The organism is Corynebacterium sp. HMSC077D03, assembly GCF_001808545.1.
Lineage (GTDB): Bacteria > Actinomycetota > Actinomycetes > Mycobacteriales > Mycobacteriaceae > Corynebacterium > Corynebacterium simulans.
This window is the reverse complement of sequence record NZ_KV793700.1, coordinates 126,123-139,259: the sequence shown is the minus strand read 5'-3', so window position 1 is coordinate 139,259 and position 13,137 is coordinate 126,123. Positions and strand designations below refer to the sequence as shown.

Here is a 13,137-nt window from a genome sequence, read left to right as displayed (position 1 = left end):
TATGTCGACCATCTCTTGGCGCCCGCAATCTGAGCCCAACCCCTTGCCGTTTTCCCCTTTTAAAGCCAGCACGGTACCGCGCCCCATTGGATGGCTTTCCAGTGTGGATGGTGAGGGCCGCGAAAACATCGCGCCCTATAGTCAGTGGCAAAACCTCACCTTCGATCTACCCATGGTGATGTTTTCGGCCAACCAGTACCCGGATGGTCGCCGCAAGGACACGGTGCTTAACGCGGAGGAGACCGGCTGGTTCGTGTGGAATATGGCCACCTATGATCTACGCGAGGAAGTCAATAAATCCGCCCAGGTGCTCGACTATGGCGACAGCGAGTGGGACCGCCTTTCCGTAACCAAGGAATACGCGGACAATTACCGCATTCCCATGGTGAAAGAATCGCCGGTGAAGTTCGAGTGCCAGTACAAGACCACGCTGCGCGTGCCTGGTAATTCCAAGGTGGGCAGCATCGACCTCGTGGTGGCGGATGTAAAAACCATCCATATCGATGAATCTGTCATCGATGAGGAAGGCAAGCTTGACATCCTCAAGATTAAGCCCATCGCGCGCATGGGCTACTTTGACTACACCGTGGTCACAGAAAAATTCGAGATGCGCGTGCCCGGCTCCGACGACGCCGCGCGCGCCGGACTAGAGGGCAGCGCCTAGCGCATCGGCCATAACCCGCTGGCCCGCGTGGGTGGATCAAGCGGCGAGGAGGGCCGCGGAAAGGAGGGGGATAAACCGGCGCATGCACGGCATCGTCGATCGTCCCGTCTGTGTCTCATATACGAGACAGTTAGGGCTAATGTGGCATGGTACACAGGGCTGGGTCACAGTACTTTATGACATGTGACGCTGAACAAGTCCTCGGGGACAGCCCCGGGACACCGGCCTAGGGGGCTTGGGAGGGCGTCGAAAAGCACAAGCGAAAGGAATCCTCACCATGTCTCAACCACGCGAAGTACGCGCACCACGCGGAACCGAACTGTCCGCCAAGTCCTGGCAGACCGAAGCGCCCCTGCGCATGCTCATGAATAACCTCGACCCGGAGGTAGCCGAGCGCCCCGAGGATCTCGTGGTCTACGGCGGCACCGGCCGTGCAGCGCGCAGCTGGGAGGCCTTCGATGCCATCGTAGAGTCCCTTAAGGATCTCGAGTCCGACGAGACCCTGCTCGTCCAGTCTGGTAAGCCGGTCGGCATCTGGAAGACCAATGAGTGGGCGCCCCGCGTGCTCATCGCAAACTCCAACCTCGTGGGGGACTGGGCCAACTGGGAGCACTTCCGTGAGCTCGAGGACGAGGGCCTCATGATGTACGGCCAAATGACGGCCGGCTCCTGGATCTACATCGCTACCCAGGGCATCCTGCAGGGCACCTTTGAGACCTTCGCGGCCGTAGCGAAGAAGCGTTTTGGCGGCACCCTGGCCGGCACTTTCACCCTGACCGGTGGCTGCGGCGGCATGGGTGGCGCACAGCCGCTGTCTGTCACCCTTAACGGTGGCGCCTGCCTCATCGTGGACGTTGATGAAACCCGCCTAAAGCGCCGCCAGCATAAGCGTTACCTCGATGAGGTTGTCACCGACCTAGATGAAGCACTCAAGCTGGTTCTTGACGCCAAGGAAAACAAGAAGCCGCTTTCCGTAGGCCTGGTAGGCAACGCCGCCGAGGTATTCCCGGAGATTCTGCGCCGCCAGCGCGCCGGGGAATTTACCGTCGACATCGTCACCGACCAGACCTCGGCCCACGATCCGTTGTCCTACCTGCCTTCTGAAATCACCGTGGAAGACTGGCACAACGAAGCCAAGGCGGATCCAACCACCTTCACTAAGAAGGCCCGCGAATCCATGGCTGCCCAGGTCCAGGCTATGGTCGAGTTCCAGGATGAGGGCGCAGAGGTCTTTGACTATGGCAACTCCATTCGTGATGAGGCTCGCAAGGCCGGCTACCAGCGTGCCTTCGAGTTCCCTGGCTTTGTGCCGGCCTACATTCGTCCGCTGTTCTGCGAGGGCCTTGGCCCGTTCCGTTGGGCTGCCCTGTCCGGTGACCCAGAGGACATCAAGGTCACCGACCAAGCCCTCAAGGAGCTCTTCCCAGACAACGAGCACCTGCACAACTGGCTCGACGCAGCAGAGGAGTACGTCGAGTTCGAAGGACTGCCGGCACGTATCTGCTGGCTGGGCTACAACGAGCGCCACAAGGCCGGCCTGCTCTTTAACGACCTGGTGCGCGAGGGCAAGATCAAGGCTCCTATTGTCATCGGCCGCGACCACTTGGACTCCGGCTCCGTGGCCTCCCCATACCGCGAGACCGAGGCGATGCTCGATGGCACCGATGCCGTGGCTGACTGGCCACTGCTTAACGCCATGACCGCTGTGTCTTCCGGTGCTACCTGGGTGTCCCTTCACCACGGCGGCGGCGTGGGCATGGGCCGTTCCATCCACGCCGGTCAGGTTACCGTTGCAGACGGCACCGAGTTGGCCGCCGCCAAGCTGCGCGCGGTCCTCACCAACGACCCGGGCATGGGCGTTATCCGCCACGTCGATTCCGGATACACTCGCGCGAAGGAAGTAGCTGATGAGCGCGGCGTACGTATTCCGATGGAATTTCGAGCTCGCGACTAGCAGACGGCACCACATACGGGTTGGTCAAACCCAGAAAGGACGCTTTAGATGAGCACCCTGTTTACTGGAATCTCCGAATTACACACGGTTAGTGAAGCCGGAACGCTTGACGACGCCGCCATCGTCGTCACCGATGGTGTGGTTTCGTGGGTGGGGCAGCGGTCTCAAGCGCCGGCCGCTGACGACATCGTGGATTGCGGTGGGCGAGCAGTTTTGCCCGGTTGGGTCGATTCGCATACCCACATGATTTTCGATGGAGACCGCTCCGCCGAATTCGAGGCCCGCATGAGCGGTGGCTCTTATGAAGCAGGCGGCATTGCAGTCACTATGGATGCCACTCGCTCTGCTGGCGAAAGCCGACTCGAGCAGCTTCTGGTCGAGCGCATTGCAGCGGCCCGTCGAGGCGGTACTACGACCGTCGAGACAAAAACTGGCTACGGCCTCAACACCGAATCCGAAGTGCTTGCTGCGCGAGTAGCCTCCAAGTACGCAGATGACGTCACTTTTCTCGGCGCGCACCTTGTTCCACCTGGCGCGGATGCTGATGCCTACTTGGATGAGGTCGTAGGACCGATGCTTGACGGCGTCGCAGACTATGCGAATTGGATTGACGTGTTCTGTGAGCGAGGCGCGTTTGATGAGACGCAGTCTCGGCGGGTTCTTGCCGCTGGCAAGGATCGTGGCTTAGGCGTGCGTGTACACGGTAATCAGTTGGGTGAGGGGCCCGGTGTTCAACTCGCGGTTGAGCTGGATGCCGCTTCAGTCGACCACGTTAACTATTTGAGCGATGCCGACATTGAGGCTTTAGCCAACTCCGAGACCGTCGCTACCATGCTTCCTGCCTGCGATCTTTCCACTCGCGAGCCGCTAGCTCCGGGGCGTCGTCTGCTTGATGCAGGCGCCACCGTTGCTATCGCTTCTAATCTGAATCCGGGAACGTCTTATACCTCCTCGATGAACTTTTGCGTTACTACGGCGGTGCTGCAGCAGCGTCTATCTCTAGACGAGGCCGTCCGAGCAGCGACGTTTGGTGGCGCTAAAGCTCTTCGCAGGCACGATGTTGGTGGAGGCCTAGATGCGCAGGGGCGCCCGGCAAAGGGCACGATTGTTGAAGGTGCTGCGGCCGATCTTCATGTGCTCGATGCACCGAGCGCCATTCACTTGGCTTATCGCCCGGGTATGCCCATGACGTGGCGTACGTTTGTCGCAGGAAAACCTGCGTTCTAAAGGTGCTCAGCGATGGCATGTGCCATCGCTAACTGCCCTTCGTGGGTGGGATGCATAGGGTAGGACCCATTTTCAGTCCCCGCGAGGTCGACCCAGCGCTCCGCAACGGGGGCGCAGCCGGTGTGCAGTTCGGTGCCCGGTGGCACGACGAACTGCGCGCCGGCGCGGTGGGCTGCTTGCTCGACTTCCAAGTTGATCTGCGAAATCTTTTGCATCAGCCAAAGACGGTCGACGTCGCTGACTTTTTCAATCGCGGGGCAATTGCTTTCGTTATCCGTCGGTGCAAGAAGTGGCATATAGGCGGTCGCGAAAATCTTGGCCTGTGGGGCCTTGCGGTGGATGCCGGCGTAGACGTCGTCTAGCTTGGCAGGCAGTGCCGCCAGGGCTTGGTCGATCTCCCCGCCGTGGAGTTCGGCGCAATTCAGATCGTTGGTGTTCATAGCGCAGCTTGTCAGTACGCCGAAGCCGGCGTCATTGCCGCCGATGGACAAGGTGATGATGTCGGTCGTGGTGTCCACGGCGTCCAACTGCGGTGGAAGGTCCGCACGTGGCCCCAGGACGTGGTCGGTTAGGGCGCCTTGGCACGTGACGTCGTCAAGCGCGAGCCCCTTCATCTGCTGTAACTGTGACGGATAGTTGTCGCTCGCCCGTGCACACCATCCTGGCCCGGTGTGTGGGGCGCCGCGGGTGCCCATCGAGGCATAAGAGTCGCCCAACGCGACGTAGTGCAGGGCGTCGCTAGTCTGCTCGTCCTTGCCTGTCTCTTCTTTTGCTGTGTCGCAGGCGCCAAGGCTGAGCGCTAGGGCGGTGGTTGCCAGCGCAGCCAGCGTGCTGTGGCGCACGTGGCGCGGAAAGAGACGAGCGGGGATGGTCATGGGCGTGATTGTACGCAAATGCGGGGGAAGGTTGACTATGAAATTGGGCGGGTGTGACCGTTAGGTAATGGGATAGATGGTGTGTTTGTTGGCACCTTTAAAGCGCTTTTAGCTCGATCGATGGCGGTAGGGGGTTTGTATAACGTACTGTGGAGCAAGCAATGAGCATTACCGATAACGCCACCGGCGGCGTGAACGAGCCGGAAGAAATCAATAAGTCGGAATCTCAGGAAATCTCGCAAGGTGACGTTGAAACCACCGGGGCTGCGAATAACCCTGAGGACACCGGCGCTGAAAATACTTCAGCCAACGACAATTCCCAGGGGTTTGCAACTCTCGGCCTGCCTGACGATGTTCAGCACGCCGTTGCGAAGGTCGGCTTTACCCAGCCATCCCCAATCCAGGAACAAACCATCCCGATCCTGATGGAAGGCCGCGACGTCGTGGGCCTCGCCCAGACGGGTACCGGAAAGACCGCAGCTTTCGCGCTGCCGGTTCTATCCCAGGTCGACCCAGAAGTACGCCACCCACAGGCACTGGTTCTCGCCCCAACGCGTGAACTTGCCCTGCAGGTTGCGGACTCTTTCCAGTCCTTTGCTGATCACCTGGGTCGCATCGAGGTGCTGCCAATCTACGGTGGTCAAGCATACGGCATTCAGCTTTCTGGTCTGCGCCGTGGCGCCCAGATCATCGTCGGCACCCCTGGCCGCGTCATCGACCACCTAGAGAAGGGCTCCCTGGATATTTCCCAGCTGCGCTTCCTAGTCCTCGACGAGGCAGATGAGATGCTGAACATGGGCTTCCAGGAAGACGTTGAGCGCATCCTGGAAGACACTCCGGAAGAAAAGCAGGTCGCGCTGTTCTCGGCAACGATGCCGAACTCCATCCGCCGCCTGTCTAAGCAGTACCTCAACGATCCTGCTGAGGTTACTGTTAAGTCTGAGCGCCGCACCAATGACAACATCACGCAGCGTTACCTTTTGACCCCACACCGTCAGAAGATGGATGCCTTCACCCGCATCCTCGAGGTCATCGAGTACGACGCCATCATCGTCTTTTGCCGTACCAAGCACGAGACCGAAGAGGTCGCTGACAATCTGCGCGACGCTGGCTATAACGCGGCCGCCATTAACGGCGACATCGCCCAGCAGCAGCGTGAGCGCACCGTTGACCAGCTCAAGGATGGCCGCTTGGACATCCTCGTGGCTACAGACGTCGCCGCTCGTGGCCTGGACGTTGAGCGCATCACCCACGTGGTCAACTACGACATCCCGAACGACACCGAGTCCTACGTGCACCGCATTGGCCGTACCGGCCGTGCAGGCCGTACCGGTGAGGCGATCCTGTTCGTCACCCCGCGTGAGCGCCGCATGCTGCGCTCCATCGAGCGCGTGACCAACGCCCGCCTCGAGGAAATGGACCTGCCTTCCGCTGACGAGGTCAACGAGAAGCGCAAGGAAAAATTCCTGGCCAAGATCGGCGAGTCCCTGGGTGAGAAGCAGTTCGAGTTCTTCCGCGACATGGTTCGCGAGTACTCTGCAACGAACAACGTTGCCATGGATGACATCGCCGCAGCGCTTGCAGTCCAGCTGCAGGGCGGTAAGGACTTCCTGCTCAAGGAGCAGCCAGCGCCGAAGCGCGACCGCCGTGACCGCGACCGTTTTGACCGTGGGGATCGCCGCGACCGTGGTGACCGCGGTGGACGTGGCGGCTTCCGTGACCGCGATCGTGACCGTGGCCCGCGCCGCCCGGACGGTGACTTTGAGACCTACCGCCTGGACGTCGGCAAGCGCCAGAACGTGCGCCCAGGCGCCATCGTCGGTGCGCTGGCCAACGAGGGTGGCTTGTCCTCCAAGGACTTCGGCCGCATCACCATTGCAGTGGGCCACACCCTGGTCGACCTGCCGAAGAACCTTGACCGCGCAGTGCTGGACCGTCTGAAGGACACACGCATCTCCGGCCAGCTGATTAACATCGCCAAGGACACCGGCCGCCCGCCGCGCCGCGATGGCGATGACCGTGGCGGACGCGGCGGCCGTGGTGGTTACCGTGATGATCGTCGCGGAGGCCGTGGGCGCCGTGACGACCGTGGCGGACGGGGTGGCCGTGGTGGCTACCGTGACCGTGATGACCGTCGTGGCGGTTGGCACGACTAACACGCGCAAAGCGTTACCGCCGTCCTTTTTCTTCCGCGGTACCTTAGAGGTGCAGCAAACCAGGGAGAATGGGGGGACGGCGGTTTCGCCGTTTTAGCGCAACTTCAAATGCTGTATGCCCGCGATGATGCCTTCGCGCCATGGGGCATAATCGTGGCCGCCGACGAATTGGCGCGATACCTGGTGAGGTGACTGCAAGCAACGCGCGAACTCTTGATTGACACTGCCCATGGAATCCTTTTTCGTGGGGGTGCTGGAACTCAATGCGGTCTCTAGGGTGCCAATCTCATGGAAGATTCGCCGCGGTGGCCCGGCAAGCGGCTTTTGCCAAGCCGCAAGTTCTTCTGGATCAAACCAAAAGGACGCCGACTGCACGATGGCATTTTCTAGCAGGTCCGGACGCCTGCGCACGGTGCGAGCGGCGGCGAGCCCGCCGAAGGAAGCGCCGGCGATGGCGGTGTCCGCAGGTCGCATATTTACCCCGAGACCATGCAGCCAGGGAAGCAACTGATCGGCGAGAAAAGGCTCAAGCACCGCCGCGTTGCACAGCAAGGTGCCGCGGTCTTGCGCATTCGTGGTGCTGAAATATGCGGTGCTGCACTGCGGCGCGAACGGGTAGGAGTTTACGTACCTGTTGCCATCTGTGAGCAACAGAAGCGAAGGGCCGCCGGTGATATCAGCCCAGGCCTCCACACTAAAGCGGTGGCCGTCGGGGGCGGCAATATCGAAAAGCGTGTGGTGTTGGGGCTTGCGAACGGGATAAGGCGCGGCCGGAACTTCACCAGACGCTGGCACGCGCAGGCAAGTAAGGTTTCCCACCCTCTCGGATTCTTGGTCGAGTGCTGTGGCAGTTTCAATGTGTTTAATCCATTGCTCCCGTTCGGTTGAAATTGGCTTGCCTGCAGGAATTAGCCCGGCACTCATTACGAGACCGCGCGGTAGCGCGAAAGCGCCGACGAACCAGTCGCGGTAAGGCCGTAGCCGGAAATGCTCGAGGTCTTCGCGATGGACGTGAGTGATTGTGTCGAAGAAAACGTAAGCGTCGTGAGGCGAAGCGATGAGTACAACCGCTTGGTCATCGGTGTGCGAAAGCACCTGGTAACGCGCATAGACCTTTTCGGGATTAACTTCGTCCCAATCGAAATCAATGCGCTGAGCTGCACTAAGAAGGCTAATTTCGGATAACATAACGAGTTAGTATAGCATCACCTAAATAAATAATGGGTTACTTTAGTTCGGTGGGAGGTTTGCCTCGTGCTCACAGTTCGGCGTATTGCCGTCTTAGTGCTGACCTGCGCAATTCTTGCCTTGTTGTGTTTTGCTTCTTTAGCTATCGGTTCATCCCACATTCCGCTAGCCAACGTGTGGCACTTGCTCCTTCATCCTGATGGCTCCGGTGAAAGCTACAACGTCAATGGGTTGCGTCTGCAGCGGACGGTGGTGGGCGTGCTCGTGGGAGTAGCCCTTGCAGTCGCAGGTGCAGTAATGCAGGTGATTACTAGGAACCCGATGGCAGACCCAGGCTTACTGGGCGTCAACTCTGGGGCTTCGCTCGCCATCGTGGTGGGTGCGTGCTTGGGTAGCGCTGATAGTGCCCACATGCAATTTCTCCTCGCTGCGGTGGGCGCGGCCGGCGCTGCGACTTTGGTGTACTTCGTTGGCGGTGCCTCGCAAGTGGGCGGTGCCTCGCCCGTGCGGCTGGTGCTCGCTGGCGCCGCCTTTTCCGCCGCGTCCGGCGGCGTCGTTTCGGCACTATTGTTGTTGCGCGAAGATGCATTTCAAACGTTTCGCTACTGGGACGTGGGCGCGCTAACTCGCAACGACGTCAACCTGTGGTGGTTTGCGGTACCGCTCGCCGCTGGGCTCGTCATCATCTTTGCAACGATCCCGCAGCTTTCAAACATGGCGCTTGGCGACGACGTCGCTGCCGCCTTGGGCACCGATGTGGTGCGAACCCGAGGCCTTGCCTTGGTGGGGCTGACCTTGCTTTGTGCTGCCGCAACTGCGATTGCTGGCCCCATCAGCTTCGTGGGGCTCATGGTCCCACTGTGGGCGGGATGGCTGATGGGCTCACACCTTGCCTGGACCATCTCCTTGTGCTTGGTATTCGGACCGTGCTTGATGCTCACTGCAGACATCCTGGGCCGCGTCATCGCCAGGCCCTCCGAGATCCCAGTGGGTGTCCTTACTGCCTTTGTCGGAGCGCCCTTCTTGTTCTTTATGGCAACTCGAATGAAGACTCGGAGCTGACATGTCACACCTAATACAGCGAGGTGGTCTGCCGAAAGGTCAGTGGCGAGTGGGAACGGGGAAGTACTCGGTCATTGTCCATTTCCGCAGTTGGGGCGTTTGTTTAGCATGTTCCATACTTCTATTGGCATTGAGCCTTGTCGCTTTACGCGTTGGTACCGCTAGTTATGGATTTGCGGACTTGTGGGAAGTTCTTAGCGGAGGCGGGGAAAAGCGCGCTCGCTTGGTGATAGTGGAGTGGCGTCTACCGCGCATCCTTGCGGGCATCGTGGTAGGAGCGCTGTTGGGTATGTCGGGTGTTGTTTTCCAAACGATAACTCGCAACCCCTTGGGCAGCCCGGACATCATCGGGTTTTCCATGGGCGCACAGACGGGAATCTTGGTGAGCGTCCTCGTCTTTGGCGGCAGCATCCTTGGTTCTTCCTTCGCGGCAATGGTGGGCGGAACCCTAGCCGGGGCAGTGATCTTTGCTTTGTCCAGCAAAGGAGGCTTTGGCGGTGTGCGCCTGATTTTGGCCGGCATCGCGCTGTCGGCGATGCTGGGCTCTTTAAATCGCTGGCTCCTGCTCCAGGCCGATAGCGATGCCGCCTATGGCGCGGCTCGTGCTATTACGGGAACGCTTACCGCAGTCGAGTGGAAGGAAGTGACCGTTGCTCTCGCCGCTGGCGGGGTGGTGATGCTCCTCCTGCTGTGTGCGCAGCGCCAGCTGCACCTTTTAGCACTGGGGGAGCAACGCGCTAGCACACTCGGTATGCGCGTTAACACGGAACGCGCTTGGTTGGTTATCTTGGCAACGCTCATGGTCGCCATCGCGACTACAACCGCGGGCCCCATCGCGTTCATTGCGTTACTAGCTCCTCATATTTCGAAACAGCTTACCGGTTGTAACACCCCAGTTGTTCCGGCGGCTGCCGTCGGATCAACGTTGCTCCTAGGCGCCGATGTCATGGGGCAGGTCTGGGCTTCCGAACTACCCGTGGGAGTCATCACTGCTGCAGTAGGCGGGTTTTACTTTTTCGGTCTGTTGCTGCGGAAGGAAACAAGATGAAGACAAAACTAAAGCTGAGCGAAGTGCGCACTACCTATGGCAAGAACGTGATTTCTGAATCGGTGACGCTGGAGATTCCGGCAGCGGAATTTACCGCAATCATTGGTCCAAACGCCTGCGGCAAGTCAACGCTGCTCAGTGCCATCGCCCGATTACACAAGCCTGACGAAGGCTCCATCGTGCTGGATGGGCGGGAAGTCTATGCCACCGCGCCCCGGCAACTCGCGCGAAGGCTTGGGCTGCTGCCGCAGGATGCCAAGGCGCCAGAGAAGATGACCGTGCGTGAACTGGTGGCGCATGGCCGCTCGCCACACCAAAGCCTTTTCCGCCAGTGGTCGAGCGCGGACCGTGAAGCTGTAGATCTGGCCATGGCACAAACTGGTGTTGCCGACTTGGCAGATAGAGAGGTAGATGCTCTTTCAGGCGGCCAGCGCCAACGCGTCTGGCTTGCACTCGTGTTGGCTCAGCAGACTGAGACCATCCTGCTCGATGAGCCGGTGAGCTTTCTCGACCTTGCACATCACATCGACATCTTGGAACTGTGCCAGAAGTTGTGCAATGAAGGCCGAACGGTGGTGGCGGTCTTGCACGATCTCAATCTTGCGCTGCGCTATGCCTCCAATCTGGTGGTCATGAAAGACGGAGCCGTCGTGGGGCAAGGGCCGCCTCGTGAGGTGGTCACTGAGCAGCTGCTCGAACATGTCTACGGTGTGCGCTGCCTTGTCCCCCCAGACCCACTCACCCACGAGCCGATGGTCATTCCCAGGCCGCGGTTGAAGCCAAATTCCTGATCTCGAACCCCTAAACAAAGTCCATCCGATTTCTCAAGGAGAAAAATTGAAACGACATCTCAACGCTATTACGGCGCTAACGGTTGTATTAGCTACCAGCGTGGCGCTTGTTAGCTGCAGCAGCCAAGACGCTGGTGAGCAGGAAAGACCTGAGGCTCAGACGCAAGCGACGCAGACGGGGCAGTGGCCCCGCACCGTAGAAACCGATGACGGCAACCTCGAGATTGAGGCACAGCCACAGCGCATCGTCTCGACCTCGACGACACTGACCGGTTCGCTCCTCGCCCTAGACGCGCCCGTCGTGGCCTCGGGCGCGACCAAGCCCAATATCGAGGGATTGTCCGATGATCAGGGCTTTTTCAATCAATACTCGGAGCAGGCCAAAGCTAAAGGAGTTGAAAAGCTGTGGTCGAATTCTTCACCAAACCCAGAAGACGTTCTGCCTTACGAGCCGGATCTAATCATCGTTTCAAAAAATGGCGGCGATTCAGCCTATGACCAGGTGGATCAGCTGCGGAAGATCGCGCCAGTGATGGTGGTGGATTATACGAAGGCCTCGTGGCAAGACGTCACGACCATGCTGGCGAAGGCAACCGGCAAGGAGGACAAGGCCAAACAAATTCTTGCGGACTTCGACCAGAAAGTGGACAAGGTCGCGAAATCCATCAAGGTCCCAGATCATGCGGTGTCGCCGCTAACCGTCTTTGGAGATGGCTCGGGCGCAGCTGCACTGACGCACAAGGCTGCGCAATCGCAGCTCCTGGAAAGACTTGGCTTCACGCTGACGGATATCCCTGAGCAAGTAAAGGGTGATACTTCGATGGGCAAGTCGCGCGGCGACATCGTCCAGCTGTCCTTGGAAAACGTGCAAAAAGGTCTGCCAGGCGAATCTTGGATCGTCGTCGCTGGCGATAAGAAAACCCAAGCGACAATGGAAAAGGAACAAGCCTTCAACACTTCACCGGCATATAAGAATAAGCAGGTCTACTTTTTGCCAGGGGAGACCTTCCGCCTTGATTACTTCTCCGCGCAGCTGATGCTCGATTCCCTGGCCAAGCAGTTTGCTGAATAAGCGCAAGGCCCCAACAGCAAAAATAGGCCGCGATCCCCACGGATCGCGGCCTATTTATGCTGTTGGCTGATTAGACAAACATCAAGATTGCGCAGATCATCCACAGCAGGTTGAAGATGCCGGAGAAAGCGGAAAGCTGCTTCTTCAGACCTTCAGCGTCCATGTCTTGGGCGCCGTCGAGAGCAGCGAGGGCCTTCTTCTGCTTCGGCACGATGAGGAAGAACAGCAGGCACCAAGCGATAACTGCCAGCAGGATCGCGATGTGGAACTGGACTGCGGACTTGTAGGCTTCGAGGTCCGTCAGGAAGACAGCGACGCCCAGAACCGGCACGATGGCGGAGATGTAGCCATAAGTGTTGGTGATCTTGTGCAGGATGCGCGCTGCACCGACTGCTACGTGCTCACCATTGGTGGCGCTAAACATCTGACCAGGGAAGGCAGAAGTTGCCACGCAGACCGGGCCGATGAGCAGCACTGCTGCGAGGACGTGCAGAATTACTAGAAGACTAGTCATGGAGGCCTTTCACTTCAGTTTGGGGTTCGCAAGAAGTTTAGTCAGTGGTGAGCTGGAAATCGAACCGACACTGTCTGCGCATTACCCGTACATCCGCAGCTGGAAGGGGCAAATCATATTTGCGTGCCACGGCCGCAAGCCGGCGGGAGTAGTCGCAGCGGTTGGCAGGCGGTAGCCACTCGGAAGGTAGGGAATCGGACTTGTCCTGGTTGAGATCTTTTGCAGTTGCCACCAAGTTGAGCGGGTCATTGGCAAAGGCTGTCTTGCGCTGCCTATCCCAGCGGAAGGCGCCCATGTCCCACGCCGCTGAAAGGGGGAAGACGTGGTCGACCTCAACGGAGGCTGGGTTGTGTTTACCCGAATAAGGATCGTATAGGCCGAAGGCGGTGGCCTGGGCATCTCGTACATTGTCCTTCGTATCGGGTAGCCAGCCGCCGAAGGCTTCGCGTTCGTAGCCGATGATGCGAACTCGCATATCTGCTTTCGCCACGCCCAAGGGCGGGCCCGGCAGGAAGTGGTTTAGGCCCCACAACGCAGTAACCGCGCACAGCCCGGCAAGAAAATAGTGCTTCATAGACTATTTAGA

Annotated in this window: 12 protein-coding genes; 8 read left to right on the top strand and 4 right to left on the bottom strand. The window is 59.3% G+C overall.

Translation table 11 applies throughout. The annotated features are described in order from the left end of the window. Position 1: 1 nt before the first annotated feature. The 3 genes from HMPREF2888_RS09220 to hutI all read left to right on the top strand — a co-directional run bounded on the left by HMPREF2888_RS09220 (position 2) and on the right by hutI (position 3,845). Positions 2–664 (top strand): flavin reductase family protein, encoded by a 663-nt coding sequence (locus tag HMPREF2888_RS09220; RefSeq protein ID WP_141744853.1) that lies wholly within the window; start codon positions 2–4, stop codon positions 662–664. 277 nt (positions 665–941) lie between these two features. Then, a complete protein-coding gene (gene hutU / locus HMPREF2888_RS09215; protein WP_070518667.1) occupies positions 942–2,618 on the top strand; it encodes a urocanate hydratase in 1,677 nt (558 codons plus the stop codon). Between the two features lie 48 nt (positions 2,619–2,666). Then, positions 2,667–3,845 (top strand): imidazolonepropionase, encoded by a 1,179-nt coding sequence (gene hutI, locus HMPREF2888_RS09210; RefSeq protein ID WP_062035408.1) that lies wholly within the window; start codon positions 2,667–2,669, stop codon positions 3,843–3,845. Here hutI and HMPREF2888_RS09205 read toward each other — a convergent pair. Next, positions 3,842–4,720, bottom strand: coding sequence for an SGNH/GDSL hydrolase family protein (locus HMPREF2888_RS09205; protein WP_083296632.1), 879 nt, complete (start codon positions 4,718–4,720; stop codon positions 3,842–3,844). The genes hutI and HMPREF2888_RS09205 overlap by 4 nt on opposite strands. A gap of 161 nt (positions 4,721–4,881) precedes the next feature. Here HMPREF2888_RS09205 and HMPREF2888_RS09200 point away from each other — a divergent pair, with 161 nt between their 5' ends. Beyond that, on the top strand, positions 4,882–6,876 hold the full coding sequence (locus tag HMPREF2888_RS09200; RefSeq protein ID WP_070432815.1) for a DEAD/DEAH box helicase: 1,995 nt from the start codon (positions 4,882–4,884) through the stop codon (positions 6,874–6,876). 93 nt (positions 6,877–6,969) lie between these two features. Here HMPREF2888_RS09200 and HMPREF2888_RS09195 read toward each other — a convergent pair whose 3' ends face one another. Then, entirely contained in the window at positions 6,970–8,064 is a 1,095-nt protein-coding gene (locus tag HMPREF2888_RS09195; protein WP_070432816.1) for an alpha/beta hydrolase, read from the bottom strand. Positions 8,065–8,130: 66 nt separating this feature from the next. On the opposite strand from HMPREF2888_RS09195, the gene HMPREF2888_RS09190 reads away from it, so the two are divergent. The 4 genes from HMPREF2888_RS09190 to fepB are packed head-to-tail and all read left to right on the top strand — an operon-like array spanning position 8,131 to position 12,037. Beyond that, a complete protein-coding gene (locus HMPREF2888_RS09190) occupies positions 8,131–9,126 on the top strand; it encodes a FecCD family ABC transporter permease (protein WP_201057396.1) in 996 nt (331 codons plus the stop codon). Position 9,127: 1 nt separating this feature from the next. Then, positions 9,128–10,174 carry a FecCD family ABC transporter permease gene (locus HMPREF2888_RS09185; RefSeq protein WP_062035398.1) on the top strand — a complete coding sequence of 349 codons (1,047 nt, stop codon included), beginning with the start codon at positions 9,128–9,130 and terminating at the stop codon, positions 10,172–10,174. Beyond that, positions 10,171–10,965 (top strand): ABC transporter ATP-binding protein, encoded by a 795-nt coding sequence (locus tag HMPREF2888_RS09180; protein WP_070518666.1) that lies wholly within the window; start codon positions 10,171–10,173, stop codon positions 10,963–10,965. The genes HMPREF2888_RS09185 and HMPREF2888_RS09180 overlap by 4 nt, the downstream gene beginning before the upstream one ends. A gap of 46 nt (positions 10,966–11,011) precedes the next feature. Further along, complete coding sequence (gene fepB, locus HMPREF2888_RS09175) at positions 11,012–12,037, top strand: Fe2+-enterobactin ABC transporter substrate-binding protein (protein ID WP_062035394.1); 1,026 nt, start codon at positions 11,012–11,014, stop codon at positions 12,035–12,037. Positions 12,038–12,107: 70 nt separating this feature from the next. Here fepB and HMPREF2888_RS09170 read toward each other — a convergent pair whose 3' ends face one another. Further along, a complete protein-coding gene (locus HMPREF2888_RS09170) occupies positions 12,108–12,551 on the bottom strand; it encodes a DUF2269 domain-containing protein (RefSeq protein ID WP_070498293.1) in 444 nt (147 codons plus the stop codon). Positions 12,552–12,588: 37 nt separating this feature from the next. Continuing rightward, positions 12,589–13,125, bottom strand: a complete 537-nt coding sequence (locus tag HMPREF2888_RS09165; RefSeq protein ID WP_070498295.1) for an HNH endonuclease family protein — start codon at positions 13,123–13,125, stop codon at positions 12,589–12,591. Positions 13,126–13,137: the final 12 nt, after the last annotated feature.

Excerpts from the sequence above, each read along its gene's own strand:
- HMPREF2888_RS09195 (WP_070432816.1), bottom strand. The coding sequence starts at position 8,064 with ATGTTATCCGAAATTAGCCTTCTTAGTGCAGCTCAGCGCATTGATTTC.
- HMPREF2888_RS09185 (WP_062035398.1), top strand. The coding sequence starts at position 9,128 with ATGTCACACCTAATACAGCGAGGTGGTCTGCCGAAAGGTCAGTGGCGA.
- hutI (WP_062035408.1), top strand. The coding sequence starts at position 2,667 with ATGAGCACCCTGTTTACTGGAATCTCCGAATTACACACGGTTAGTGAA.
- HMPREF2888_RS09165 (WP_070498295.1), bottom strand. The coding sequence starts at position 13,125 with ATGAAGCACTATTTTCTTGCCGGGCTGTGCGCGGTTACTGCGTTGTGG.
- HMPREF2888_RS09200 (WP_070432815.1), top strand. The coding sequence starts at position 4,882 with ATGAGCATTACCGATAACGCCACCGGCGGCGTGAACGAGCCGGAAGAA.
- HMPREF2888_RS09205 (WP_083296632.1), bottom strand. The coding sequence starts at position 4,720 with ATGACCATCCCCGCTCGTCTCTTTCCGCGCCACGTGCGCCACAGCACG.
- HMPREF2888_RS09220 (WP_141744853.1), top strand. The coding sequence starts at position 2 with ATGTCGACCATCTCTTGGCGCCCGCAATCTGAGCCCAACCCCTTGCCG.
- HMPREF2888_RS09180 (WP_070518666.1), top strand. The coding sequence starts at position 10,171 with ATGAAGACAAAACTAAAGCTGAGCGAAGTGCGCACTACCTATGGCAAG.
- HMPREF2888_RS09170 (WP_070498293.1), bottom strand. The coding sequence starts at position 12,551 with ATGACTAGTCTTCTAGTAATTCTGCACGTCCTCGCAGCAGTGCTGCTC.
- hutU (WP_070518667.1), top strand. The coding sequence starts at position 942 with ATGTCTCAACCACGCGAAGTACGCGCACCACGCGGAACCGAACTGTCC.